This window comes from Pedobacter lithocola (genome assembly GCF_042650845.1).
Lineage (GTDB): Bacteria > Bacteroidota > Bacteroidia > Sphingobacteriales > Sphingobacteriaceae > Pedobacter > Pedobacter lithocola.
This window is the reverse complement of sequence record NZ_JBHSBW010000001.1, coordinates 103,619-129,400: the sequence shown is the minus strand read 5'-3', so window position 1 is coordinate 129,400 and position 25,782 is coordinate 103,619. Positions and strand designations below refer to the sequence as shown.

General features: G+C 34.6%; 22 protein-coding genes. 11 read left to right on the top strand and 11 right to left on the bottom strand.

Going from position 1 to position 25,782, the window contains the following annotated elements; genetic code table 11:
• Complete coding sequence (gene rimO / locus ACFOWA_RS00530; protein WP_378980784.1) at positions 1-1,332, top strand: 30S ribosomal protein S12 methylthiotransferase RimO; 1,332 nt, start codon at positions 1-3, stop codon at positions 1,330-1,332.
• 57 nt (positions 1,333-1,389) lie between these two features.
• Here the strand turns inward: rimO and ACFOWA_RS00525 are convergent, their stop codons facing one another.
• The 4 genes from ACFOWA_RS00525 to ACFOWA_RS00510 all read right to left on the bottom strand — a co-directional run bounded on the left by ACFOWA_RS00525 (position 1,390) and on the right by ACFOWA_RS00510 (position 5,801).
• The gene (locus ACFOWA_RS00525) at positions 1,390-1,728 is read right to left on the bottom strand and encodes a hypothetical protein (protein WP_123204625.1); all 339 of its coding nucleotides are present in this window, start codon (positions 1,726-1,728) and stop codon (positions 1,390-1,392) included.
• Between the two features lie 178 nt (positions 1,729-1,906).
• Complete coding sequence (locus tag ACFOWA_RS00520) at positions 1,907-2,905, bottom strand: NAD(P)H-dependent glycerol-3-phosphate dehydrogenase (protein ID WP_378980782.1); 999 nt, start codon at positions 2,903-2,905, stop codon at positions 1,907-1,909.
• Positions 2,906-3,061: 156 nt separating this feature from the next.
• Positions 3,062-4,399, bottom strand: a complete 1,338-nt coding sequence (locus ACFOWA_RS00515; protein WP_378980780.1) for an efflux RND transporter periplasmic adaptor subunit — start codon at positions 4,397-4,399, stop codon at positions 3,062-3,064.
• A 43-nt stretch (positions 4,400-4,442) separates the two neighbouring features.
• Positions 4,443-5,801 carry a TolC family protein gene (locus ACFOWA_RS00510; RefSeq protein WP_378980778.1) on the bottom strand — a complete coding sequence of 453 codons (1,359 nt, stop codon included), beginning with the start codon at positions 5,799-5,801 and terminating at the stop codon, positions 4,443-4,445.
• A gap of 72 nt (positions 5,802-5,873) precedes the next feature.
• Between ACFOWA_RS00510 and ACFOWA_RS00505 the strand changes: the two genes are divergently transcribed.
• A complete protein-coding gene (locus ACFOWA_RS00505; protein WP_378980776.1) occupies positions 5,874-6,548 on the top strand; it encodes a polysaccharide deacetylase family protein in 675 nt (224 codons plus the stop codon).
• A 384-nt stretch (positions 6,549-6,932) separates the two neighbouring features.
• Complete coding sequence (locus ACFOWA_RS00500; RefSeq protein ID WP_378980774.1) at positions 6,933-9,212, top strand: aconitate hydratase; 2,280 nt, start codon at positions 6,933-6,935, stop codon at positions 9,210-9,212.
• Between the two features lie 231 nt (positions 9,213-9,443).
• Here the strand turns inward: ACFOWA_RS00500 and ACFOWA_RS00495 are convergent, their stop codons facing one another.
• Positions 9,444-9,848, bottom strand: coding sequence for a hypothetical protein (locus ACFOWA_RS00495; RefSeq protein WP_378980772.1), 405 nt, complete (start codon positions 9,846-9,848; stop codon positions 9,444-9,446).
• A 62-nt stretch (positions 9,849-9,910) separates the two neighbouring features.
• Positions 9,911-11,248, bottom strand: a complete 1,338-nt coding sequence (locus ACFOWA_RS00490) for a GH1 family beta-glucosidase (RefSeq protein ID WP_378980770.1) — start codon at positions 11,246-11,248, stop codon at positions 9,911-9,913.
• 81 nt (positions 11,249-11,329) lie between these two features.
• Between ACFOWA_RS00490 and rlmH the strand changes: the two genes are divergently transcribed.
• A complete protein-coding gene (gene rlmH, locus ACFOWA_RS00485) occupies positions 11,330-11,803 on the top strand; it encodes a 23S rRNA (pseudouridine(1915)-N(3))-methyltransferase RlmH (RefSeq protein ID WP_378980768.1) in 474 nt (157 codons plus the stop codon).
• Positions 11,804-12,043: 240 nt separating this feature from the next.
• Here the strand turns inward: rlmH and ACFOWA_RS00480 are convergent, their stop codons facing one another.
• A complete protein-coding gene (locus tag ACFOWA_RS00480; RefSeq protein WP_378980766.1) occupies positions 12,044-12,592 on the bottom strand; it encodes a DUF5606 family protein in 549 nt (182 codons plus the stop codon).
• A 152-nt stretch (positions 12,593-12,744) separates the two neighbouring features.
• Positions 12,745-13,203: a peptidylprolyl isomerase gene (locus ACFOWA_RS00475; RefSeq protein WP_378980764.1), complete on the bottom strand. Its 459-nt coding sequence runs from the start codon at positions 13,201-13,203 to the stop codon at positions 12,745-12,747.
• Between the two features lie 965 nt (positions 13,204-14,168).
• Here ACFOWA_RS00475 and ACFOWA_RS00470 point away from each other — a divergent pair.
• The 3 genes from ACFOWA_RS00470 (at position 14,169) to ACFOWA_RS00460 (ending at position 17,434) form a co-directional block, all read left to right on the top strand.
• Positions 14,169-15,350: an asparagine synthetase B gene (locus tag ACFOWA_RS00470; protein WP_378980859.1), complete on the top strand. Its 1,182-nt coding sequence runs from the start codon at positions 14,169-14,171 to the stop codon at positions 15,348-15,350.
• Between the two features lie 451 nt (positions 15,351-15,801).
• Entirely contained in the window at positions 15,802-16,539 is a 738-nt protein-coding gene (locus tag ACFOWA_RS00465) for a porin family protein (protein ID WP_378980762.1), read from the top strand.
• A 223-nt stretch (positions 16,540-16,762) separates the two neighbouring features.
• Positions 16,763-17,434, top strand: a complete 672-nt coding sequence (locus ACFOWA_RS00460) for a porin family protein (protein ID WP_378980760.1) — start codon at positions 16,763-16,765, stop codon at positions 17,432-17,434.
• 63 nt (positions 17,435-17,497) lie between these two features.
• Here the strand turns inward: ACFOWA_RS00460 and ACFOWA_RS00455 are convergent, their stop codons facing one another.
• The 3 genes from ACFOWA_RS00455 to lpxK are packed head-to-tail and all read right to left on the bottom strand — an operon-like array spanning position 17,498 to position 21,372.
• Positions 17,498-19,537, bottom strand: coding sequence for a putative porin (locus ACFOWA_RS00455; RefSeq protein WP_378980758.1), 2,040 nt, complete (start codon positions 19,535-19,537; stop codon positions 17,498-17,500).
• The gene (locus ACFOWA_RS00450; protein WP_378980756.1) at positions 19,524-20,339 is read right to left on the bottom strand and encodes a purine-nucleoside phosphorylase; all 816 of its coding nucleotides are present in this window, start codon (positions 20,337-20,339) and stop codon (positions 19,524-19,526) included. The genes ACFOWA_RS00455 and ACFOWA_RS00450 overlap by 14 nt, the downstream gene beginning before the upstream one ends.
• On the bottom strand, positions 20,311-21,372 hold the full coding sequence (gene lpxK, locus ACFOWA_RS00445; protein WP_378980754.1) for a tetraacyldisaccharide 4'-kinase: 1,062 nt from the start codon (positions 21,370-21,372) through the stop codon (positions 20,311-20,313). Before lpxK ends, ACFOWA_RS00450 begins: the two co-directional genes overlap by 29 nt.
• A gap of 276 nt (positions 21,373-21,648) precedes the next feature.
• Here lpxK and ACFOWA_RS00440 point away from each other — a divergent pair, with 276 nt between their 5' ends.
• From ACFOWA_RS00440 to ACFOWA_RS00425, 4 genes are all read left to right on the top strand, one after another.
• Positions 21,649-22,788 (top strand): sterol desaturase family protein, encoded by a 1,140-nt coding sequence (locus tag ACFOWA_RS00440; protein ID WP_378980752.1) that lies wholly within the window; start codon positions 21,649-21,651, stop codon positions 22,786-22,788.
• A gap of 98 nt (positions 22,789-22,886) precedes the next feature.
• Positions 22,887-24,020: an NAD(P)/FAD-dependent oxidoreductase gene (locus ACFOWA_RS00435; RefSeq protein WP_378980750.1), complete on the top strand. Its 1,134-nt coding sequence runs from the start codon at positions 22,887-22,889 to the stop codon at positions 24,018-24,020.
• Positions 24,020-24,733 carry a methyltransferase domain-containing protein gene (locus ACFOWA_RS00430; protein ID WP_378980748.1) on the top strand — a complete coding sequence of 238 codons (714 nt, stop codon included), beginning with the start codon at positions 24,020-24,022 and terminating at the stop codon, positions 24,731-24,733. The genes ACFOWA_RS00435 and ACFOWA_RS00430 overlap by 1 nt, the downstream gene beginning before the upstream one ends.
• A complete protein-coding gene (locus tag ACFOWA_RS00425; protein ID WP_378980746.1) occupies positions 24,730-25,782 on the top strand; it encodes a type III polyketide synthase in 1,053 nt (350 codons plus the stop codon). The genes ACFOWA_RS00430 and ACFOWA_RS00425 overlap by 4 nt, the downstream gene beginning before the upstream one ends.

Genomic DNA, 25,782 nt, shown 5'->3' with positions numbered 1-25,782 from the left:
ATGAATACCAAAATAATAAAAAGTAAACCTTTAATTAAGCAACCTAAAATCAATGTAATTACGTTAGGTTGTTCAAAAAACATATACGATTCGGAAGTTTTGATGGGACAGTTGCGTGGCAATAATCTAAACGTTGTTCATGAATCTGATAAAATGGGTAAAGATGATATTGTAGTCATAAATACATGCGGATTTATTGATAATGCAAAGCAAGAATCCATAGATACCATTCTACAATTTAGCGATTTAAAGGCGGCTGGAAAAATTGGAAAAGTAGTTGTTACAGGTTGTTTATCAGAACGGTACAAACCAGAGCTAGAATCGGAAATTACAAATGTTGATGCATTTTTTGGCACCAATGATCTACAAAATATTTTACATGAATTAGGTGCAAATTACAAGCATGAGCTTATTGGCGAACGCTTATTAACCACACCTTCACATTTCGCTTACTTTAAAATTGCCGAAGGCTGTAACCGCCCTTGCTCCTTTTGTGCAATTCCGCTTATGCGTGGAAAACACTTAAGCAAACCAATGGAAGAATTGGTAAATGAAGCTAAAATTCTGGCTAAGAATGGCACAAAAGAGCTTATTCTAATCGCTCAAGATTTAACTTATTATGGCTTAGATTTATATGGAGTTAGGAAATTAGATGAACTGATGCGTCGTTTATCTGATGTTCCTGGTATTGAATGGATTCGTTTACAATACGCATATCCTTCTGGCTTTCCGATGGAAATTTTAGATGCCATGAATGAACGCGATAACATTTGTAAGTATTTGGATATGCCTTTGCAGCACATTACAGATAACATGTTAAAATCTATGCGCCGTGGTACCACCAAGCAAAAAACGATAGATTTGGTAAATCAAATTAGAGATAAAGTCCCAACCATTGCAATGCGCACCACTTTGATATGCGGTTATCCGGGAGAAACTGAATACGATTTTCAAGAAATGAAAGAGTGGGTTGCAGAAACTAAATTCGATAGATTAGGCTGCTTCACTTACTCACACGAAGAAAAAACGCATGCCCATACTTTAATCGATGATGTACCAGATGAAGTAAAACAGCAACGTGTTGATGATATTATGGAAATTCAGCAGGGCATTTCTTTCGATATTAATCAAGAAAAAGTTGGCAAAACCTTTAAAGTTTTGGTAGATAAAAAAGAAGGGGAATTTTTTATTGGTAGAACAGAGTTCGATTCACCTGAAGTTGATAACGAAGTTTTAATCAATGCCTACACCGGCTACGCTGCCAATGGAAGCTTTGTTAACGTTAAAATAGATAGGGCTGAAGATTTCGATTTATACGGTCAAATTGTATAAACGCAAAAAGCATGATTGAAATTCAATCATGCTTTTCTATTTAAACTTAATTCCTAATTACTTCTTTTCAACTCTTGTTTTAATTTGGCTCGGTTTTAACCAAATTTTTGCTCCTTTAGAGTTTACATAGTATTTCTCGTTTTTAGAGTTGATATATACATCAGAACCATCTGGTGCCATTTTACCTTTCCAGGTTTTATCAGCTACTTTCGAACCACCTTTTACTGCAACTTCAGCAGTTTTATTACCAACAGATTTAGCACCCTTACCAATTGCTTTACCAGTTTTATCTAAAGTTTTACCAACCTCAGTTTTCTTTTCTTGTGCGTTTACATTAAGGGTTAAACCACCAATTAATGCGATTGATAACAATCCTATTGCAAATTTCTTTTTCATGACAGTTATATTTTTATTTGAAAGGATAACGTTTAGCATCATATTTTGTTTTAACATCAAACAGTTTTAAAGTTTACTAAAATTAAAAATGCAACAGCTTCTAATTTTAAATAAATCTAATGGTGTTTTAGGTATTAATTATCAAAGCGGTAAGAAATATATGATTGGTGATTTTAAACTAATTTAGCTTCTCTGCAAGTAATTTCATTTCAATATGTGGCGACCTACCTTCATATAAAATGTTATGTACAGCTTTACAAATAGGCATTTCCACATTGTGCTCGTTATTTTTAATATGCATGCATTTTGCAGCGTAATACCCTTCAGCTACCATATTCATTTCCAGCTGGGCAGATTTTACGTTATAACCCTTCCCTATCATATTACCAAAAGTTCGGTTTCTACTAAATTGAGAATAAGCAGTCACTAATAAATCGCCCAAATAGGCCGATTCCATAATATCTCGATTGATTGGATGAACGGCATCAACAAATCGCTTTATTTCTCTAATAGCATTGCTAATAAGTACTGCTTGAAAATTATCTCCATAACCAATTCCATGGCAAATTCCACTCGCTACAGCATAAATATTTTTTAAAACGGCTGCGTACTCTGTACCAAAAATATCATCAGATACATTAGTTTTAATATATCTTGTATTTAAAAACGATGCAAAGGTTGAAGCTTTCTCCAAATCTGTGCAAGCAATGGTTAAATAAGAAAGTTTTTCAAATGCCACTTCTTCTGCATGGCAAGGACCACTAACTACTAAGATATCTTGATAAGGTATTTCATATATGTCATGCAGGAACTCGCCAATAATTAAGTTATCCTCTGGTACGATTCCTTTAATGGCAGAGACAATTTTCTTCCCTTTTAAATCGTTCGGGGTGATACTAGACAATGTTTCTTTTATAAATGCCGCAGGAACATTCAAAATCACATAATCTGCCGATTTTATGATGCAATGTATATCAGTAGAAATATTATCGGGCGATAATTTAATTTCTACCGAAGACAAATAATGAGGATTGTGCTTAAACTTTTTGATGTGGTCGATTGCTTCGGTATTTCGCATCCACCAATAAATTTCTTTTTCCGTTAAATTATCGGATAGCATTTTTACGATGGCAGTTGCCCAGCTTCCGCCACCAATCATTGCTATTTTAGGTATCATGGTTAAAAAGGTTTTAAGGTAAAATTATAAGGTAAATGGTAAAAGGTGTAAGGCTTATGGCTTAGACTAATTGCCTTAAACCTTAAATCTTACACCCCAAACCTTATTTTACACCTTATAATTTGCAAGATAGTATTTCTTGCGAGTAATTATACCTTACTTTTTAGCGTCTTTGTTAAACAATTGGTCTTTAGTGGTTTTTTCTACCACCATACCATCTTTTAACTTGTTTTGAATAGCAGAATATGGACCCGTTACAATCTCCTGACCAGCTTTTATGCCAGATTTTACAATGATAAATTGATCGTTTTGTATGCCTGTTGTAACCTCTGTTTGTTTCACTTTTGTACCATTAAGTACATATACAAACTGCTTTACAGTTTTATCAGCAAGTTTTGATTTTTGCTTATCACTGCTTTCCTGATTTCCTGATTCTGCAGAAGCCTCAGCAGATTTATTTTTGTTGTCAGTAAATATTGCTTGTATTGGTACAGATAACCCTTTTAATGATTCGCTTTCGATATCAACCGTAGCTGACATACCCGGACGGAAAATAGATTGTTGTTTGCCAGAAAGCTCTTCTGTAATTCTAATTTTTACCGAGAAATTAGTTACCTGATCTACCGATGTTGAAGTTGTGGTTCCAACCGCGGTTGAAGAACTTGCAATTTCAGTAACCACACCTCTAAATTTTTTATCAGAAAATGCATCTACTTCTATTGATGATTTATCGCCAACTTTAACACGTGTAATATCGTTTTCGTTTACATCAACATTTACTTCCATTGATGAAAGGTTTGAGATACGCATAATTTCCGTACCTGCCATTTGCGAGGTTCCTAAAATACGATCGCCTAATTCTATTGAAAGTTTAGAAACAACACCATCAACCGGAGCATAAATAGTTGTTTTTGCAAGGTTTGCACCAGCTTCTTTCACATTGGCACCAGTTTGTTCTAATGTATATTTAGCACCAGTAACGTTTTCTTTAGCACTTGCTAAATTTGCTTTCGCAGTTAAGTAAGCAGCTTTTGCAGCATCAAATTCTGATGCTGAGATTACTTTTTTGTTGAATAATTCTACATTACGTTTGTATGTAGCTTCAGAGTTAGCAAAGTTTGCCTGATTTTGAATTAATTGTTGTTGAGCTGCTGCAACACTTGCTTTTTGAGCATTGAAAGAAGCAACTGTTCTTTCATAGCCTGATTGCAATACATCTGGTCTAACTTTACAAAGTAACTGACCAGCCTTAACAATATCGCCTTCTTTTACTTTAAGTTCAACCACCTCACCAGATACCTCAGAACTTAATTTTACTTCGGTTTCAGGCTGTATTTTACCACTTGCCGTTACTGTTTCAACAACAGTTCTTTCTGATGCTTTTTCGGTAGTTACTTTTTCGGTTTTATCACCGCCAATAACACCGGCAAGTTTTAGTCCGACAAGAATAACCAGGATAACACCAATGGTAATTAAAATGTGCTTCAGTTTCATAATGTTTTATTGTATTTCGTTTATTAGTATTGTTGTGGTAATGTTAAAACGTAATTTGCTTGCCTAAGTAATAGTCAATTACTTTAGCTCTAAAAAGCAAATCGTATTTAGCTTGTATAAAATCAATTTCAGCTTTGTTTCTATTGGTTTGTGATGTGCTGTAATCCAACGAATTTACTAAACCTTGTTCATACCTTAAATCTACAGCGTAAAATGCATCCTTCTGAGCAGTAAACGCATTCTCTGTTGAACGGTAACGGCTTTCTGCAGCTTTTAAATCTGTAGTAGCCTGAAATATAACCTTGTTTAAATTATTTTTAGCCAGCTGCTCTGTAGTTAACGAGTTGTTGTACGTTATTTTTGCTCGGCGTACATTACTACGGGCAGAGAATCCATTAAATATTGGTATTTGCAAACTCATGCCAATGCTTTGTCCTAAACGTTGATTTATTTGATCGGTAAAAGATGATTGAGGAAACAAACCAACATAATTAAACTGATACGAATATGAAGTATTAATTCCTGCACCAAAAGTTAATGATGGGTAATAAGAACCTCTAGCAACATCAATGGCTTGTTTTGCAGCTAATGATCGCAAGTTAGCCAATTTAATATCCGGGAAAATATTTAAAGCGTTATTATAAATTTCTTCGGCACTTTCGGTTGTTGGTGCAGCTTTAATATTATCAACCAACGGTGCCTGTACAACAAACTTTTGGTTTGGTTGCATTTCCATTAATTGACCTAATGTTAGATAAGAGATAGACAATGCATTTTGGGCATTTGTTAAATTTAACTCTGCAGTTGCCACCTGCGATTTTGCCTGAGAAATATCTGCAATGGTTTTATTCCCTGCATCAAGCAAAGCATTTTCTCTTACTAAAGTTTTATTCGCAATATCCAATTGTTCTTTAGAAGCACGTTCTAAATCTGTGTTATATAAAACTTGTAAGTAAGCCGTTACAACATTTAAAATTAAGTCGTTTTTAACTTTCTCTACGTTGGTTAAATCGGCTTGTAATAGCGTTTTATTTTGCCTAATCTGATTAATTTTCGAAAATCCTTGAAACACATCAACATTGGTGCTTAAATTACCACTTGTAAATAATGAGGTTTGGTTGGTAACCTGGAAGGTAGTTTGATCCAATCCCCTACCAAAAGTTAAGTTTGGATTTACACTTGCACTTAAGTTTGGGTATAGGGCAAACTTAGATTGTGTTAAATTTTCTTCAGTTATAGCAGCACTAAATTGAGCTTGCTTAATGGTTAGGTTATTTTTTAAGGTATTATCTACCGCTTGTTGTATGGTTATTACTTGTTGAGCTTTAACCATTTGGCTTAAGCATAAGGCAACTAGAAATACAGAACCAGCAGTTAACTTTGTTTGGGTAAACATCTTCATAATTTGTTTCAAATCTATATAAACAACTTTAATAATTTCAATCTATCCTGGCAATTACTAACTTTGTTTGTAATGTACCTGGTAAAATCGCCGCTTCTGCTTAAATGGTATTATCCATCTTTATTATGGAATAAGCCTCGAACCGAAAAAGTTATTTATTTAACCTTTGACGATGGACCCATACCCAATGTTACAGAATTTGTTTTAAAAACTTTAAAAGCTTTTAATGCAAAGGCGACATTTTTTTGTATCGGTGATAATATTTCTAAATATCCCGAAGTATTCCAGCAAGTAAAAAATGACGGCCATGCCATCGGAAACCATACTTTTAACCATTTAAAAGGATGGATTACGGATGATAAAACATACATTGAAAATACCCTTAAATGCCAGCAACTTACTCAAACCAACTTATTTAGACCGCCGTATGGAAGGATTAAAAAAAGCCAAATTAAGAAGTTGGTCAGTTACCAGTTACCAGTTACAGGTTTACAAGCCCAAACCGGTAACAAGCAACACACAACACACAACACATCGCTACAAATTGTTATGTGGGATGTTTTAAGTGGTGACTTCGACATTAATCTCTCTCCCGAAAAATGCTATCAAAATGTGATAAAGCACACCCGAAATGGCTCGATTATCGTTTTTCATGATAGTTTAAAAGCGTTTGATCGTTTAGAATATACACTACCCAAAGTTTTAAAATATTTTGCGGATAAGGGTTTTAGTTTTTCAACACTTTAGCATTTAGCGATTGTTGTGCCAACAAAATAACTGTCTAAACAATAAGGCATTATACTATTTGCCGCATTTAATTTGTTCGTTTCCGAACATTTCCGTTCGATTTTGAACACTGCTTAGGTATCTATTCTATTACCGCATTAAAAAGTTATTAGCCCCGATTGAACGGAAAGCCCACAGCGAAGCGAGGACTTGAAGAGAAAGCGGGAACAGACTTTTATAGAAATACAGGCATTGCGCTTCAAGATAATTTGATAAAGACTATCATATTCTATTTAGAATTCTTCCAAATAATACAATGATCCTGCTATGACTGTAAGAGGTGCATTTTTTTTGTAAATTCGCAGCTATTAGAATAGAAGTATTACCTTTTAACCAATAAAATCGATGGCTTTTGATATAGACATGATTAAAAAGGTGTATGCAAACTTTGGTAGCCGCGTTGAAGCAGCTCGTAAAGTAGTTGGCAGACCTTTAACATTATCTGAAAAAATATTGTATGCTCACCTTTGGGACGGAGATCCGAAAAAAGCATTTTCTCGCGGAACTGATTATGTTGATTTCGCACCAGACCGTGTAGCAATGCAAGATGCAACTGCTCAAATGGCGCTTTTGCAGTTTATGCAAGCTGGTCGCCCGCAAGTAGCAGTACCATCTACCGTTCATTGCGATCACTTAATTACGGCTAAAGAAGGTGCTGCAATAGATTTGCCTCATGCAAAAACAGAAAGTGCTGAAGTTTTCGACTTCTTATCATCTGTATCAAATAAATACGGGATTGGTTTCTGGAAACCGGGTGCTGGTATTATTCACCAGGTTGTTTTGGAAAATTATGCATTCCCTGGTGGAATGATGATTGGAACTGACTCGCACACTGTTAATGCAGGTGGTTTGGGTATGGTTGCAATTGGTGTTGGTGGTGCTGATGCATGTGATGTTATGGCTGGTTTACCATGGGAATTAAAATTTCCTAAATTAATTGGCGTAAAATTAACAGGTAAATTAAACGGCTGGACTTCTGCTAAAGATGTTATTTTAAAAGTCGCGGGTATTTTAACCGTAAAAGGTGGTACTGGTGCAATTGTAGAATATTTTGGCGATGGTGCTGTAAACCTAAGTTGTACAGGTAAAGGAACGATTTGCAACATGGGTGCAGAAATTGGCGCTACAACATCTACTTTTGGTTACGACGAGAGCATGGAACGTTATTTACGTGCTACTGGAAGAGACGAAGTTGCTGATGAAGCTAATAAAATTGCAGCTTATTTAACAGGTGATGATGCGGTTTACGCAGACCCTGAAAATTATTTCGACCAGGTTATTGAAATTAACTTAGATGAATTAGAGCCATATTTAAACGGTCCGTTTACACCAGATTTAGCTACTCCGGTTTCGCAAATGAAAACTGAAGCAGAGAAAAACGGTTGGCCTTTAAAAGTAGAATGGGGATTAATTGGTTCTTGTACCAACTCATCTTATGAGGATTTATCAAGAGCAGCTTCTATAGCAAACCAGGCTATTGAAAAAGGGTTGGTTACTAAATCTGCTTTCGGTATTAACCCAGGTTCTGAGCAAGTTCGTTATACAGCTAATCGCGATGGTTTCTTAAAAACTTTCGAAGATTTAGATGCTACAATATTTACCAACGCCTGCGGACCATGTATTGGTATGTGGGACAGAACAGGTGCAGAAAAAGCAGAGAAAAATACTATAGTACACTCATTCAATAGAAATTTTGCTAAACGTGCCGATGGAAATCCAAATACTTTTGCTTTCGTAGCTTCGCCAGAAATGGTTGCTGCAATTGCAATTGCGGGAGATTTAGGTTTCAATCCATTAACAGATACTTTAACAAACGATAAAGGTGAGCAGGTTAAATTAGACCCACCTACTGGTGATGAATTGCCAACCAGAGGTTTTGCTGTAGAAGATGCAGGTTTCCAAGCTCCTGCTGCTGATGGTTCATCGGTTGAGGTATTGGTTTCTCCAACTTCGCACCGTTTGCAATTATTAGATCCTTTTACACCTTGGGAAGGAACAGATTTAAAAGGCTTAAAACTTTTAATTAAAGCTAAAGGTAAATGTACAACTGACCATATTTCTATGGCTGGACCGTGGTTAAAGTTCCGTGGGCATTTAGATAACATTTCTAACAACATGCTTATCGGTGCAGTAAATTACTTCAATGATAAAACGGATAATGTTAAAAATGAATTAACTGGCGAATATGGTCCTGTTCCGGCAACGCAACGCGATTATAAAGCTGCAGGAATTGGTTCAATCGTTGTTGGTGATGAAAACTATGGTGAAGGTTCATCTCGTGAACATGCTGCTATGGAGCCTCGTCATTTAGGTGTACGTGCTGTTTTGGTAAAATCATTTGCTCGTATTCATGAAACGAACCTTAAAAAACAAGGTATGTTGGGCTTAACATTTGCCGATAAAGATGATTACGATAAAATTTTAGAAGGCGACACTATCGATATTTTAGGCTTGACTGAATTTGCTCCAAACAAACCATTAACTTTGGTTTTACATCATTTAGATGGAACTGAGGAGCAGTTTTTAGTTAACCACAGTTACAATGCTCAACAAATTGAGTGGTTTGTTGCTGGTGGTGCTTTAAACATTATAAGAAGAGAAGCTGCTGCGAAAGCTGCGCTTTAGCATAAAGAGCAAAGACAGGAAATCAAAACCCTGTTTTGCTTTTATAACAATTTACAATCCCATTTTGAGTAAAATCAAAATGGGATTTTTTTTGATAGTAAAATACCAATGTTTTAATATTAAATTTTATGAGCAAGCTTTGCACCATTAGGCTCACTCAAATACATGTTTAAAATCATAATAATAGAGATACTAATTTACATTCAAACAGTTTAAGCGAAACCATTAGAATTATTGATACACCAACTTTGGTTTGCCATCTACACATTCAACACGTTTTGGTGCTAGAACTAACGCACAATCTGAATATAACTTCCATTTCTCATTAAAAGCTTGTTCTTTTTTTGTGTACTGTTCTACTTTTTGAAGAAATAATAAAGTATCTATTTTTGAAGAATACGCAATAAAACTGCTATATCCACCACAGGCTTTAGACCCGATAGGAACTATTCGCCAATCTGCAGCGTTATCACAACTTATTTGATCAGACATTTTTTGGATATCACTCATTAATAATTTTAATTCCATTTCATCTCTCTCTTTTGATTTGGAAAAGAAATTATCCTTTTTACAAGATATAATTGTAAAGATTATGACTATAAATAATGGCACTGAGATTTTTTTGAAGATATTCATTGATTAAGTCGATTATAATTTGAACGTATAACGCATTGTTAAAACAAAACGCTACAAACCAATTAAGTCGTCAAAAATTGCTGCCACCAATACCCTGAATTTTTGATTGTTCTTTCCAGGGTTTTAAAATCGGTATGTACCAAACCAAATCGAGCGTCGAAACCTTCTGCCCATTCAAAATTATCCATTAAGGTCCATGCCATATAACCAGAAATAGGCATGCCATCATTTTTAGCCTTTAGTAAGGCCTCAAGATATAATTCGAAATAAGCAATTCGTGCCTCATCTTCTATTTTGCCATTTACAATCTTATCGTGATACGCAGCTCCATTTTCTGTTATTACAATGCTTTTCACATTTGGATAAGCCGAAAACTGTTTGATGATATTATAAAAACTATCTGCATTAATTTCCCATCCCATAGCCGTATGAGGCTTTTTCCGGCTTTTCGCTTTAACTTCCCAAGCCTGAATTACCGGAATAAAAGCATTGTATTTAACCGTTAACGGGAAATAATTTTGCAGACCAATGAAATCAAAATCAAATGTATAGCGTTTGGTATGTCGCCATGTGCCATATTCTATTTGAAATTTCTCCAGTACATCCCAATCTGAAGTTGGAAAACCCATGCCTAATGCAGGTTCAATAAACAGTCTGTTCATCAGGCAATCCACCCTTTTTGCAGCTAAAATATCATTATCACTTTGTGTGTAAGGAATAATCTCGGAACAAGAAAAGGTTGTACCAATATTGGCATCACTTACCTCAGCCCGTAAAATCTTCGCTCCATCTGCCTGTGCCAATGCCGTATGATGAACAGCCGAAAAGAAATTACTCAAACCAGTTTTACCAGGTGCGTGTACACCAAGCATATATCCTAAAGATGTAAAACCAAACGGCTCGTTAACCACAATCCAGTTTTTAACTTTATCACCATACTCCTTTGCACACAAACTTACAAACTCATTAAACGCAGCGTTAATGCTAAAGCTTGTCCAGCCGCCTTCTTGCTCCAAAGCCTGAGGCAAATCCCAATGATAAAGGGTTACGTATGGCGTAATTCCAAGTGCTAAACACTCGTCAATTACATTATGATAAAACCGAATTCCCTCCTGGTTTATTGTTCCCCTACCTAAAGGCAAAACCCGCGACCAGGCGATTGAAAATCTAAAAACCTTAAATCCTAATAACTTTACTAAAGCAATATCATCGCGATAGCGGTGGTAAAAATCGCAGGCAACATTTGGTTTATGCCCCCTTTTTATCTTCCCTGTTTTAGAAGAAAAAGAATCCCAAATGGAGGGACCTTTGCCATAATAATCTGATGTACCCTCTATTTGAGCTGCAGCAGTTGCAACGCCCCACAAAAAATCCTTACCAAAATCATCTGATTTAATCATTTAAATGCTTCATTCTATAAATATGAGAAGTTAATATTAAATTGATGTTAAAGTTTATATTTACATCTTTAAATTTTTTAAGTGAAGATTACTTTAATCGCCATAGGCAAAACGGAAGATAAATATTTAATCGAGGGCATTGAGAAATACATCAACCGCCTTAAGCACTACATTAACTTTAGTTTTTTAGCCATTCCTGATGTCAAAAATGTTAAAAATTTATCAGAAGCACAGCAGAAAGCAAAAGAGGCAGAACTGATACACAAACAAATTAGTAATGGAGATGTTGTTATTTTACTCGATGAGGGTGGAAAAAAATACAGTTCAGTTCAGTTTTCAGCATATTTAAACAAACAAATGGTTGGAAGCGTTCAGCACTTAATCTTCGTCATCGGTGGACCTTATGGTTTTGATGAAAGTGTGTATAAAAGGGCAAATGGATTGATTTCTTTATCAGATATGACTTTTTCTCATCAAATGATTCGCCTGTTTTTTGTAGAACAGTTATACCGCGGTTTTAGTATTTTAAAAGGAGAACCATATCATCATGCTTAGCTTAAACGTTAATTATGGAAACCTTATTTTTTAATCATCATTAAATAAAAATATTATGTTATTAGATAAATATAAAAGGCAATATAAATTTAAAAGTAACCAAAGCGGAAATGATAAATACCTGTGGATAAGCATTATTATCTCATTTATTGTTGTAGCTATTATTTGGTATTTCTTTTAAAATTTTGGTCAAAAAAAAAAGCACCGATAAATCGATGCTTTCCTATTTTTAAGAAGATTTTAAACTCCTTTTTTACTTGTCATGCTTGCTTTTTTAGCTGGTGCTGATGTTTTTGTAGATACTTTGCTGTTTGAAGATTTTGCTCCTGTAGCTTTTTGTTTCTTATCTGCTGCCGCTTTTTCTTCTGATAATTTTACCTCAGCCGGTGTACCTTGAGTATCTGGAGTTTCTTCGGTAAACAATGGCAAATCTTTAATGATGTTATACCAGCCAATAATCTTTTTCATGTCTGAAGCATAAACTTTATCCTCATCATGTCCCGGTGCTACTTCATTAAAAAAAGCCCGAAGGGTAGCCGAATCTGCTTTGGCATCTGGAGTTGTTCCTTTGGCAGAAATTTTGGTAAAAACATCAACCAATTTAATTTCTTCATCCTCACCGTAAACGGTTATATCTTCTAACGAAGCAAGTTTGGTATTTGTGATATTTGCCACAACTTTAAGTTTTTGAGCGTCTAAACCCTCTAAAATATACCCAACTTTATTTTGTCCTACCAGCTTAAACAAACCTGGTCTGCCCGATACGGCAACTATTCCTCTTAAATTCATATTTTTTTTGAGATATGAGATGTGAGATATCAGATGCGAGAAAAAACCTTCCCATCAAATACTTCAAATCAAGTTCTAACTATTTTAAAGAGAAAGAGCAAAAGTTAAAGACCATGTCTCAAATCTAATGTCTCAAATCTCAAATCTATTTTTTAATCTTCTACAATTTCTACACCTAAAATTTTGTCTCCCTGACGGATATCATCAACAAGATCAACATTTTCGATTGCTTTACCAAACACAGTATGTACACCATCTAAGTGTGCAGTATTTGTTCTGCTATGGCAAATAAAGAATTGTGAACCACCAGTATTACGACCAGCATGTGCCATTGATAACACACCACGATCATGATATTGATTTTCTCCATCCAATTCACAATCAATTTTATAACCTGGCCCACCTGTTCCTGGCATTCCTGTTGCACCATCTTTTGAATTTGGGCAGCCAGTTTGTACCATAAAATTAGGAATTACACGGTGAAATGTAACACCATCGTAAAATCCTTCGGTTGCTAATTTTTTAAAGTTTGCTACTGCTTTTGGAGCATCTTTCTCAAAGAACTCTACAGTTATATTGCCTTTCTCGGTTTTTATTATTGCTTTACTCATATCAATTTTTAATATTATAATTACCCTAATGGCTTTTAAACTTTTTAAGGAACCGCAAAAATAACAAAATTGTATAAATAGAACATCTTTAAATATTTAAAATGCAAATAATACTTCGAATTTTCTCAAAATTGAAATATTTTGTAAATGAGCGGCAAAGTAATTCTTGGTTTCTACAGCCCCGCCATACGCTACAGCCCTGGTAAAAAACTCGGGGCTGCCGCTTCTGTCGGGTTTAAAAACAAGGGTAAGATTTTCTTCGGATAGTTTTTAGTATTGAGCTTATATTATCTTAAATGTCTAATATGGTAAAGAATTATCTGCCTAGCTGTGAATTCCTTCGCAACCTCCTGGTAAAATACATTTAAGGAGATTGAACTATGTTATTTTTTGGAAAACAGGGGTAATAAGCTTTTCGGAGGCTGCAGTCCCGCTAAACGCTGTAGCCCTCATTGAAAAAATTCGGGGCTGCCGCTTTTATCGGGTTTATGAAGAAATGATAGTAGTTCTTTGGAGACTTTAGGCATTTAGTATTGAGCTTATATTATCTTAAATGTCTTATACGGTAAAGAGTTATCTGCCTAGCTTTGTATTCTCTTTGATTTACTTCACAACCTATGCGGTAAAATACAATTAAGGAGATTGAACTATTTTAATTTTTAAAAAATAATGTATAAAATCGAGGCTGCCACTTCTGTCGCGTTTAAAAACAAGGGTTCTGAACTGACTACATAAATCATTGCTTATTAATTCATAAAAGCAATTAATTGCAAAGCATCATCAAGTTAACCTAAAACAACTCTTATAGTAATTACAACTAGATAAATCATTAAAATTTTCATAAACAGACTAAATCAGGTATTTTAGTGTTTTATGTAAATATGGTGGTTAAGAAAAAGTATTTCGTTTTGGTTTTTTGCCTGTTTGTAGGATTCTGGGCAAAGGCATCATCTCTATTAATTTATATGGATGAAGACCAAAAAAACCACCTTAAAGCTTACGGAATTGCATATTGGACAATCAGTAAACAGGTTGAGGTAGATTGGCTTCTAAATTATAGAGGAGGAAGCTTCTTAATCAAATACAATAAAACTGTTGAAGATGAATGCAAAATTAGAGGAGTTTCGTACGAAGTTATAGCTGATGGAAAAGTAGTTAATTTATTAAACGAAATTAGCGACCCTTCAGTTAATATGGAAATGGTTAAGCTAGAGAAAACGCCTAAAATTGCTGTTTACTCACCAAAAAGCAAACTTCCTTGGGATGATGCGGTAACACTTGTACTCACTTATGCCGAAATCCCTTATGAGGTAATTTATGATGATGATATTTTGCAAGATAAATTGAGCAAATATGATTGGTTACATTTACACCATGAAGATTTTACCGGACAATATGGTCGGTTTTGGTCGTCATTCAGGTATGCAACATGGTACCAGGAAGATGTTAAAAGCCAGGAAGCTTTAGCCAAAAGATTGGGTTACAAAAAGGTTTCGGAAATGAAATTGGCAGTTGCAAAGCATATTAAAGAATATTGTGCAGGCGGCGGTTTTATGTTCGCAATGTGTTCTGGAACAGACAGTTTCGATATCGCTCTCGCAGCAGAAGGTGTAGATATTTGTGCCGCTATGTTCGATGGTGATGGTGCAGATCCTAATGCTCAAGCAAAATTAGATTTTAATAAAACGCTGGCTTTCCAGAATTTTAAGCTCGATAATAACCCAATGAATTATGAGTTCTCGGATATTGATGTAACCAATAACCGAGGTTTAAATGAAACGAACGATTATTTTACCTTATTTGATTTCTCCGCCAAATGGGATTTAGTACCAACCATGCTTACTCAAAACCATGATAAAGTTATCAAAGGTTTTATGGGGCAAACCACCGCTTTCAGAAAGAATTTAATTAAAACAAGTGTTACCGTTTTGGGTGAAAATAAAGGTGCCGCAGAAGTTCGGTATTTACATGGTGAAATTGGTAAAGGCCAGTTTACGTTTTATGGAGGTCATGATCCAGAAGATTACCAGCACGCTGTAGGCGACCCACCCACCGACTTAAATCTGCATCCAAACTCCGCAGGTTATAGACTTATCCTAAACAACGTATTATTTCCAGCCGCTAAGAAAAAGCCACAAAAAACATAACAATAGATTTGTAGTGTTAAATGCTCTGGATATTCAGCTAGCACTAATTTCCGTGCCTTCTGCGTTTCTGTGGCTATTACTTTTCTTTGCCATTTATCTGCCACAGAAACACAGAATCTCACAGAACTAAGAGCAAATATTTATAGTTAACAACCTAAAGGTTCTTTTAAGTCTGATATCTTACCCAACCTTATTCAATGAGTATAAAACACTTCGCTTTTTACAACATTCCTGATTTCTATACATCTATTTCTTAACATCATTTAACATTAGCAACGTTGATTTAAACACTAAATCATTAAAAAATCATACTGTAAACCAACATATTAGCATATAAATTTGTAACAGCCATGATACTTTGGCATAGCTTTTGGAAAAGGGGAGATTAATTAACAGGGTTTCAACCTATAAAATTTAAAAACAAGATTCTTTACCTAAAAGAAAAAATATTATGAAAAAGTTATTATTAAGTGCGTCGGTTATTTTATTGGCTACAGGTGCTTTTGCACAAACAAAAATGACAGGTTCGGATGCAAGATTTGGTTTAAAAGCGGGTGTTAACTTAGCAAGATTTAATTCTAGCGGAACTACTGGTTCTGATGCATTTAACGACAATGTGAAAGACAATGTAGGCTTTAACGTTACCGCTTTTGCAGATTTTGGTGTTGGAAATAATTTCTTTATCCAACCTGGAATTTCATTACAAAATAAAGGTGCTAAATTTGAATCAACAAATTCACTTACATCAGGAAACACAACAGTTACTAACGTTTCTACAAATAAAACAAGTTTAATGGCTATTGAGGTACCAATTAATGCAGTATTCAGAATCCCTACAGGTGATGCTGGTGCAGTTCAAATTAGTGCTGGCCCATATGTTGGTTTCAACATTGCTGGTAAAAACAAATCAGAAACTACGACTACAACCCTTAACAACACTACAAACACAAGTACAGTTATAAATGGTTCAAATGAAAACGATTTATCATTTGGTAGCACAACAGACAAAAACTACGGAAGTACAGATTTTGGTGCAAACTTTGGTTTAGCTTACCGTACAACTTCAGGTTTCTTAGTAGGTGCTAACTATGGTTTAGGTTTATCGAATTTAATCGCAAAAGATTCTAGAGTTGGTGATTCAAAATTAACGAACCGTGTATTAGGATTTACGGTAGGTTATTCGTTCTAAACAACCTAAAATTAAAAGAAAAGCGTCCCGATTTAACATCGGGACGCTTTTTTTATGCCGTAAAATTAATCGTAAAAATCATACTGTAAACCAACATATTAGCATATAAATTTGTAGCAGCCATGATACTTTGGCATAACTTTTGGAAAAGGGGAGATTAATTAACAAGGTTTCGACCTATAAAATTTAAAAACAAGATCCTTTACCTAAAAGAAAAAATATTATGAAAAAGTTATTATTAAGTGCGTCGGTTATTTTATTAGCTACAGGTGCTTTTGCACAAACAAAAAGGACAGGTTCTGATGCGAGATTTGGATTAAAAGCGGGTGTTAACCTTTCAAGCTACAACGGAACAGGAATTTACGACCTTGATTATAAAAACAACATTGGTTATAATGTTACGGCTTACGGAGATTTTGGTATTGGAAATAATTTCTTTCTTCAACCGGGCATTTCATTACAAAATAAGGGTGCTAAAATAGAAACAACCGGAACTGTAACATTTAAACAAGATGTTATGGCTATTGAAGTACCAATTAACGCAGTAGTGAAAATACCAACTGGAGATGCTGGTGCATTTCAAATTAGTGCAGGTCCTTATGTTGGCTTCAACATTTCAGGAAAAAACAAATATCCAGAAACTTACACCAGCACCACGGTGGACTTAAGTACATTTAAAGATAGAGATTTAAATTTCGGTAGTGCAGTTGGTGATGATTTGAGCAGTATCGACTTTGGTGCAAACTTTGGCTTGGCTTATCGCTTAAATAGTGGCGTATCAATAGGTGCTAACTACGGTCTAGGTATATCAAACTTAATCCCTAAAGATGAGAGAGCAGGTGATGACAAATTAAGAAACAGAATTATTGGTTTTACTATTGGTTATTCACTCTAAACAACCTAAAATTAAAAAAAGCGTCCCGATTTAACATCAGGACGCTTTTTTTATGCCATAAAATTAATCGTAAAAGTTCCAGGTAACACCAAATTTTAATAATGCATCTGGCATAGGATAACGATTCACCGTGAAATATCCAGGAGATATTAAACCTTGGTTCAGGTAATCGTATTTCACAAAAATATTAGCTCGCTTTAGGTTTGCTTTTAAAAAAACATCTACAACAGGTGTAGATTTTAAAATATTAGCATCACCAACATAGAACTGAGATAGCGCTGGTGAGTAAGAATAACTTGCATAAGCGGTATTGTATCTTACATCAAAACCTATATTTGTTTTTAATACTTTAAAAAATGTTTGGTCGAAATAAACGCTATTACAAGTATAAAATTCTGGCGTTCTTAAAACACTTTCGTTATCTGTTTTTTGATAAGCTAAATAGTTCTCCAAAACAAATTTACCAAAACGCCATTTTTTCGATACATCTAGTCTAATCAAACTTATATCTTCTGTTTCTTGTAGAGGCTTAATATTAAAATTATTTATCCCTGTTATTGATGAACCAAAATATAAGTAATTACTGGTTAAGAAATACTTAGCTCCGGCCTCAAGCATTAGCTTATCATTTATGTAATTGAATGATAGATTTGCAACTTTGGTGTTCTTCAAATCAGAATTTATCCATACGAAGTGGTTTCCATTATAGTAATTAAAAAGTTCTGATGGCGATTGATTTTGAAGATAAGCACCAACTTCTATCCTACCGATGGTTTTACCTAAGGCAATCCTACTTTTAGCTTCATATAAATAATCACCTGCATTTCTTCCTTGAAAAATTTGTTGAACATCTAGGTTTAAATCGATATTACTGGTGAAGCGATAACCCAGAACGCCTAACACAGTTATGTTTTGAAAACCAAAAGAACGGGTATCATAAGTTGCTCCCGTCCTTGTTAAGCCTAATGAGTTGTATTGATAATAATCGTGACGAATACCGGCATCAATTTTTAATTCATTTTTTATAACTGATGAATTTTTTGGTCGAAGAAAAAAACTGTAAATAAACTCGTTTTTTACATGCTGCACATGTGTAGAATCGTTGGTGAATGTTGCATCTACCAGTCCATCACTTTTTGTTAGCGCTCTTGGAATTACAGTATTATCGTCGGCTTCGTCTTTAGAAAAGCTATAACTATCATTATTATATTCTACCGTGTAGGTAATTTTATTTGTTGGTTGTACAGAGCCATTTATGGTAGTTGAGCTATCAATGCGACCAACATAATAGGTTTGCTTTAAAAATATAGTGTTTTTACGATAAAGATTTCTGGCTGTTGATAAACGCGTTGCTTCAGCATCTCTGGGAAGTTTATCATAATCGGGCTCAAATATACTGGAATCACTTCTAACACCACCGTTTTCGAATGCTCGCATGGTATTAAAAATAGCCGAAGCCCACATATTATATCTTTTACTTGGAGATTGATACCAACTGAACAAAGCAATATTTAGATTATCTCCTCTTTGTCTGCTGTAAAATCCACGAGAGTCCATGCGGTTAAAATTTATACCTGCATTCCAATTCTTTTTAATGTTCTGACTATGAGTTCCTTTGAACATCTGTTCTTTTTGACCAGCACTTATTAAATATAAACTGGTAAATGGCGACCTTGCCTGATAGTAAATTATATCTTCAGGTGTTAATGCATAATAATCTAAAGAATGAAACCCAACATCAAAACCAATTCTTTTGGATGGCTCATATAATAATGGCCTTGCAACCTGCCCCATGCTACCTGTGGTAATGGTTGGGTGTTTTGGCTGCATTACCGGACTATAATTCTGAATATTAGTTGTTGAAGTATCGAGCGGTAAAAGCACAATACTATCTTTACTTAATGATAGTTTAGTGAAACGAATGTATTTGGCATTAAAAACTACCGAGTCTTTTGCACCCTCTTCTTTTTTACGTAAAGAATCGAGTTCTTTATTATTGCCAACATTTGTTTTTAAATCTTGTGCGCATACATCATTTGCACCAATAAATAGGAGAACTACAAAACAGAATAATACAACTTTACGCATTTTATAATTCGGCAATTAGTTTGGTTAAAATCTCGGTCATTTTAGGTTCTGCTTTTGCGGCTGCTTCTAAAATTTCATCTAAATTAAATGGTTGTAAATCTTCCGGAAAACCTTCATCAGTTAATACAGAAATGGCAAAAACAGGTAAACCTGCATGATTGGCAACAATTACTTCAGGTACTGTGCTCATTCCCACAGCATCGGCGCCAATTAAACGAAGGTATTTATATTCTGCTTTAGTTTCTAAATTTGGCCCCGAAACGGCTACATATACACCTTTATGGCATTTTACATCAATATCCTTAGCAATCTCTAATGCTTTAGCGATGATGGTTTTTTTATAAGGCTGGCTCATATCAGGAAAGCGAGGACCTAATTCACTTTCAATTAATCCCCGAAGTGGGTTATCGGGCTGAAGATTTATATGATCTTCAATTATCATTAAATCGCCTTTTTTAAATTCTGGATTTATAGAGCCAGCAGCATTTGATACAATTAAATTTTCGATACCCAAACCCTTCATTACCCTTACCGGAAATGTGATTTGTTGCATACTGTAGCCTTCGTAATAATGCAAACGGCCTTGCATGGCTATAATTTTTTTTCCGTTTAAAGTTCCAAAAATTAATTTTCCACTATGAAACTCTAGTGTTGAAATTGGGAAATTAGGGATATTTGAGTACATCAGTTGAAATTGCACCTCAATATCTTTAACTAAACCACCTAAACCGGTACCTAAAATTATTCCGATTTCGGGTTTAAAATTTTCAGTTTTGCGTTTTATATATTCAACTGTTTCTTCTATTGCTCTTAACATAGTTTAAAATAAGTTCATCAAAGGTAATCTTATCTTCTTCAAATAATTCAACCTCTACCGGCAAAAAGTATATTGGTAAATTTGCAGTCAAATCATTCAATTCAATAGCTCTTAAACGCTGACTATCCTTTTCTGTTGTTATAATAATTTTTTCGGCGTTTGTAGATTTATCAAATGCCGCTCTGAATTTAAGTATTTCAGCTGATGAAAACGTATGATGATCGGCAAACTCTTCATGATGAATATTATCAGAATATTTCTGTAATTCTTCAATTAAAGGTTCTGGATTTGCAATGCCGGTTATTAGAAATATCTCAAAATCTTTAATTTCCTTTAGTGGTAAAACTTTAGATTGATTCAAGTGATGTAAATCGCCATATTTTAAATAAGAATGCAACACGGGCTGATTACTATTTGGTTGCAACTCGTTTATTGATGCTTGCTGAGCCACATGCAATAGCGGAACTGGAGATTTTGTTACCAATAAAACATCGGCTCTTTTCCTTGATGAAAAAACATCTCTCAAATTTCCGGCAGGCAATAAAAACTGTAAAGTGCCTAATTTTCTAAATTCGAACAATAAAATATTAAAACCCGCACGAACGGCACGATGTTGAAAAGCATCGTCAAGAATAATTAAGTCGTGTGTTTCTTTGAGTTTATTAATGCCATCTGCCCTATCTTCGCAAACGGCTACAGTTATATTTTTTAATTTATTGTAATATTGTAAAGGCTCATCTCCAACTGTTTCGGCAGTAGCAGTCGCATCAGCCAAAATGTATCCCTTTGTTTTTCGACCATAACCTCTACTTAAAATAGCAATTTTATAATCAGCTAGAAGTTTAACCAAATATTCGGTTGTAGGCGTTTTGCCCGAACCGCCAACGGCTAAATTACCAACGCAAATCACTGGCAAATCAAATTTAACCGAACGCATAATACCCCAATCGTAAAGTTTTTTACGAAGCGTTATGGCCATACCATAAATTAAAGAAAATGGAAGGAGAAGTAGTCGTAAGTAGTTAATTAGCATATCAAATGGTTTTCAAAAATACGGATTTAATAAAATATTGAGGCATCGCTTTTTGCGATACACATTAATGCAACTATTACCTTAAAAAAAAGTTTGCTTGTTTTTAACAAAATATTTATTTTAATTTGTTTGCTGTCAGAGCTTAGCGATTACGGTATCTTGTCTAATCCCTATTTGTATTCTATCCCACTATATATACTAACATAACGGTATCGATTTATTTAAAATAAATTGAATGAATAATTTGTAACTAACAGTTTAAGAAAAATTTAATTAATGCCTTCAAATAAGCGTTTAGTAATTGGTCAGGGTCAAATAAGTGGTTATCTTTCCATATTTTTAGCTGTGTTAGCATTGCTAGGAATTCTTTGTTTTCATTATCCTGAAAAACTTACCACCCCAGAATTTAGAGAGATTTACACCAAAGATAGTATGGAGGCTTTGATGCTTGGTGGCATAATTGCTTCATTCTTTTTTGCAGCCTTGAGCGTAATTTTAAGTAAAAAATTTAAGTGGGGTTGGCCTGGATTTGCTTTATCAGCATTGGCCGTAATTTTAGGGGCTTTAAGCGTTGAAGGTAGAGATGTGGCAAAGTCGAGGTGGCATTTTGGACTAGATTGGATGATATTGGATCTACTCTTAATGGTGGCTATTTTTGTACCGCTCGAACTATTTTTTCCAAAAAACAAAAACCAAACCAAATTCCATGAAGAATGGCGGACTGATTTAACTTACTTTGTAATTAGTCATTTATTTATTCAATTTTTTGGCATTGTAACCCAAAAACCAGCCATAATTTTCTTTGGTTGGATTGGCTTAGATAAACTTCATATTTGGGTGCAAAGTTTGCCATTTGTACTGGCTCTGTTTTTAGCATTCTTTACAACAGATTTGTTTCAATACTGGGCACATCGTTTTTTCCATACTCGTGTTTCATTATGGCGTTTCCATTCCATACATCATTCTACACAAAATATGGATTGGCTAGCTGGAAGTCGGACACATTTTATTGATATTTTCTTTACCAGAGCTATGACATTTATACCGTTATATATTTTGGGATTTTCGTCTGCGGTATTTAACACATATATCATTTTTATAGCCATTCATGCGGTCTTAATTCATGCTAATACCAGAATTAACTTTGGTCTGTTAAAATACATTTTTACTACGCCACAGTACCATCATTGGCATCACTGTGAAGATCCAAAATATTATGGACATAACTTTGCATCCATATTTCCTTTTATTGATATGATTTTTGGCACCTATTATTTACCCGGAAAAAAATGGCCTGCAGGCACTGGCGTTCATGAGGCCGCATACCCAAAAGGATTTGTTAAACAATCCATTTATCCATTTACTAAAAGTCCTTTTGATACAGATTTAAATATGACAGAGACGAGTAATAGGTAAGCGTACACGTTTGGTAAATCTGATATTGGCTATTAATCATCAAAATTCCCTAACAAAGGTTAATTTAAAGTGTTACCTTGTATTATCCTTTCGATTGTATGCCCCTAGAAACAGAAATTTTAATTATTGGTGGTGGATTAGCTGGCTTAACTGCTGCAATTCATCTTCAACATTTCGGTTTAGCGGTAACTTTAATAGAAAAGCAAACTTACCCTCATCATAAAGTTTGTGGTGAATACATCTCAAATGAGATTTTGCCATATTTCCAATGGTTAAATATTGATTTAGATGAACTATTTCCTGCCAAAATTACCACTTTACAATTCACTTCAAATTCTGGTAAATCGGTTAACACAAAACTACCATTAGGTGGCATTGGTTTAAGCAGGTATGCAATTGATGAATTTCTATATCATAAAGCAATAAAAATTGGTGTAAACATAGTTAATGATGCGGCGCTAAATATTAAGTTTGAAAGCAATATTTTTAATGTTGAAACCTCAAACGGCGAACTCTTTACAGCCCATCATGTTATTGGTGCTTACGGTAAAAGAGCAGCTATAGATATTAAAATGGAGCGTAGTTTTATTAAAAAAAATTCGCCCTATTTAGCTGTCAAAGCCCATTATAATTCGGATTTTGATGAAAATTTAGTTAGCCTTAATAATTTTGAAGGCGGTTATTGTGGTGTTTCAAAAGTTGAAAACAACAAACTAAACATCTGTTATTTAGCTGATTACAATAGCTTTAAAAAACACAAAAGCATAGAAACATATCAAGAAAACGTACTTTACAAAAACAAAAACCTTAAAGCCATTTTCGAAAACGCAACAATGATTTTCGATTCACCATTAACCATAAGTCAAATTTCTTTCGAAGCCAAAGAACCTGTATTCGATCATGTTTTAATGATTGGTGATACGGCGGGATTAATACATCCACTTTGTGGAAACGGTATGGCTATGGCCATTCACAGTGCAAAAATAGTATCAGAACTTCTAATTAAATACCATAATGGCGCAATTGCGTCGAGAACGGAATTGGAAAAAATTTATGAATTGAGCTGGAAAAAATTATTTAGTAATCGCCTTCAAATGGGAAGAATGCTTAGCTCAATATTAAGTAAAAAAACAATTGAAAAATTCGCTATGAAGACCATTACAGCAATGCCCTTTGTATTAAATACAATCATAAAAAATACACACGGAAAACCAATTACAATACCAAGTTAATGGCTATAGATACCACTTATAGAAGCAATGCGCCCGAACTTATGGACGATTTCCAGATGGAGGGAGAAATTCTGAGAGATGCCCTGGATAAAATTGCAAGCATCAACCAATTACTAGGAGGAAATAAAGTTACCCTGGATGGAGTTAAAACTTTACTGAAAAGCAAACCGCATACTGAACTTATACGTATTACAGATATAGGTTGTGGCAATGGCGATATGCTTAGAGCATTAGCTGATTACGCCACTTCAAATGGACTAAACTTTATTTTAAAAGGTATCGATGCCAATAAATTTACCGTACAACATGCCGAAAATTTATCTAAAAATTACGCAAACATTTCTTATCAATGCAGTGATATTTTTGATGGTACAATAAGAAATGAAGCTAACGATATATTACTTTGTACACTAACCTTACATCATTTTAAAGATGATGAAATTATCAAATTGCTGACAGATTTTATAGCATCAGCAAAAGTGGGAATTGTAATAAACGATTTAGAAAGAAGTGCTTTAGCTTACAGGCTTTTTAAAACTTTATGCTTTGTTTTTAGGTTAAATGATATGTCTAGAGAAGATGGGTTAGTTTCCATATTACGTGGATTTAAATTAGCAGATTTACAGAAATACACCAAAATATTAAATTTAAAACATAGCTCTATTAAATGGAAATGGGCATTTCGCTACCAATGGATAATTAAAACGATATGAGTGTAATTGTAAAAGCAGTTGGTAAAGCCCTACCCGAATTTTGGAGAGCTACAGAAGATATAATACCTTTTTTAGATGTTTGGCTAAAAGACCAGGATGAGCGTTTTATTAGAAAAGTTAAAAAAATTTTTGAGGGTGCCGCAGTAGATAAACGGTATTCTTTCATGTCGCCCGAAGAGGTATTTAGCGATTTAAGTTTCGAAAAACGAAATGACATTTACATAAGAGAAGGCATTAAACTTGGTACGAAATGCTTAGAAACTGCGTTGGAAAAAGCAGGATGGCAACCAAAAGATTTAGATTATATAATTACAGTAAGCTGTACCGGGATAATGATTCCTTCTTTAGATGCCTATTTAATTAACGCTCTAAAGCTCCGCCAGGATATTGTTCGTTTGCCTGTTACAGAAATGGGTTGTGCGGCAGGCGTTTCGGGAATGATTTATGCGAAAAACTTTTTAAAAGCTAATCCAGGTAAAAGAGCTGCTGTTATAGCAGTAGAATCGCCAACTGCAACCTTTCAGCTTAACGATTACTCGATGGCAAACATTGTTAGTGCAGCGATATTCGGAGATGGTGCTGCTTGCGTTTTGCTAAGTTCTAATGATGAAGATAAAGGGCCAGAAATACTAGCCGAAGAGATGTACCACTTCTACGATGCCGAAGAAATGATGGGTTTTAAACTAACGAATACTGGCCTACAAATGGTATTGGATGTCGAAGTGCCTGAAACAATAGCAGACCATTTCCCACAAATTATACATCCATTTTTAAAGAAAAATAATTTAGAAATACAAGATATCGACCATCTGATATTCCATCCCGGAGGAAAAAAAATAATTCAGGTTGTTGAAGAACTTTTTGGCAAATTGGGCAAAAACATAAACGAAACAAAAGAAATTTTACGCCAATACGGCAACATGAGTAGTGCAACCGTTTTATATGTGTTAGAAAGTTACATGGATAAAAATCCTGCAGCGGGAGAAAGAGGATTAATGCTAAGCTTCGGACCAGGATTTTCTGCCCAAAGAATTCTTTTACAATGGTAA

Coding starts and splice junctions, on each gene's coding strand:
- ACFOWA_RS00425 (WP_378980746.1), top strand. CDS start 24,730: ATGAGTGTAATTGTAAAAGCAGTTGGTAAAGCCCTACCCGAATTTTGG.
- lpxK (WP_378980754.1), bottom strand. CDS start 21,372: ATGCTAATTAACTACTTACGACTACTTCTCCTTCCATTTTCTTTAATT.
- ACFOWA_RS00470 (WP_378980859.1), top strand. CDS start 14,169: ATGGATGAAGACCAAAAAAACCACCTTAAAGCTTACGGAATTGCATAT.
- ACFOWA_RS00480 (WP_378980766.1), bottom strand. CDS start 12,592: ATGAATTTAAGAGGAATAGTTGCCGTATCGGGCAGACCAGGTTTGTTT.
- ACFOWA_RS00500 (WP_378980774.1), top strand. CDS start 6,933: ATGGCTTTTGATATAGACATGATTAAAAAGGTGTATGCAAACTTTGGT.
- ACFOWA_RS00430 (WP_378980748.1), top strand. CDS start 24,020: ATGGCTATAGATACCACTTATAGAAGCAATGCGCCCGAACTTATGGAC.
- ACFOWA_RS00505 (WP_378980776.1), top strand. CDS start 5,874: ATGTACCTGGTAAAATCGCCGCTTCTGCTTAAATGGTATTATCCATCT.
- rimO (WP_378980784.1), top strand. CDS start 1: ATGAATACCAAAATAATAAAAAGTAAACCTTTAATTAAGCAACCTAAA.
- ACFOWA_RS00450 (WP_378980756.1), bottom strand. CDS start 20,339: ATGTTAAGAGCAATAGAAGAAACAGTTGAATATATAAAACGCAAAACT.
- ACFOWA_RS00490 (WP_378980770.1), bottom strand. CDS start 11,248: ATGATTAAATCAGATGATTTTGGTAAGGATTTTTTGTGGGGCGTTGCA.
- ACFOWA_RS00515 (WP_378980780.1), bottom strand. CDS start 4,399: ATGAAACTGAAGCACATTTTAATTACCATTGGTGTTATCCTGGTTATT.
- ACFOWA_RS00465 (WP_378980762.1), top strand. CDS start 15,802: ATGAAAAAGTTATTATTAAGTGCGTCGGTTATTTTATTGGCTACAGGT.
- ACFOWA_RS00495 (WP_378980772.1), bottom strand. CDS start 9,848: ATGAATATCTTCAAAAAAATCTCAGTGCCATTATTTATAGTCATAATC.
- ACFOWA_RS00440 (WP_378980752.1), top strand. CDS start 21,649: ATGCCTTCAAATAAGCGTTTAGTAATTGGTCAGGGTCAAATAAGTGGT.
- ACFOWA_RS00460 (WP_378980760.1), top strand. CDS start 16,763: ATGAAAAAGTTATTATTAAGTGCGTCGGTTATTTTATTAGCTACAGGT.
- ACFOWA_RS00525 (WP_123204625.1), bottom strand. CDS start 1,728: ATGAAAAAGAAATTTGCAATAGGATTGTTATCAATCGCATTAATTGGT.
- ACFOWA_RS00510 (WP_378980778.1), bottom strand. CDS start 5,801: ATGAAGATGTTTACCCAAACAAAGTTAACTGCTGGTTCTGTATTTCTA.
- ACFOWA_RS00435 (WP_378980750.1), top strand. CDS start 22,887: ATGCCCCTAGAAACAGAAATTTTAATTATTGGTGGTGGATTAGCTGGC.
- ACFOWA_RS00520 (WP_378980782.1), bottom strand. CDS start 2,905: ATGATACCTAAAATAGCAATGATTGGTGGCGGAAGCTGGGCAACTGCC.
- ACFOWA_RS00475 (WP_378980764.1), bottom strand. CDS start 13,203: ATGAGTAAAGCAATAATAAAAACCGAGAAAGGCAATATAACTGTAGAG.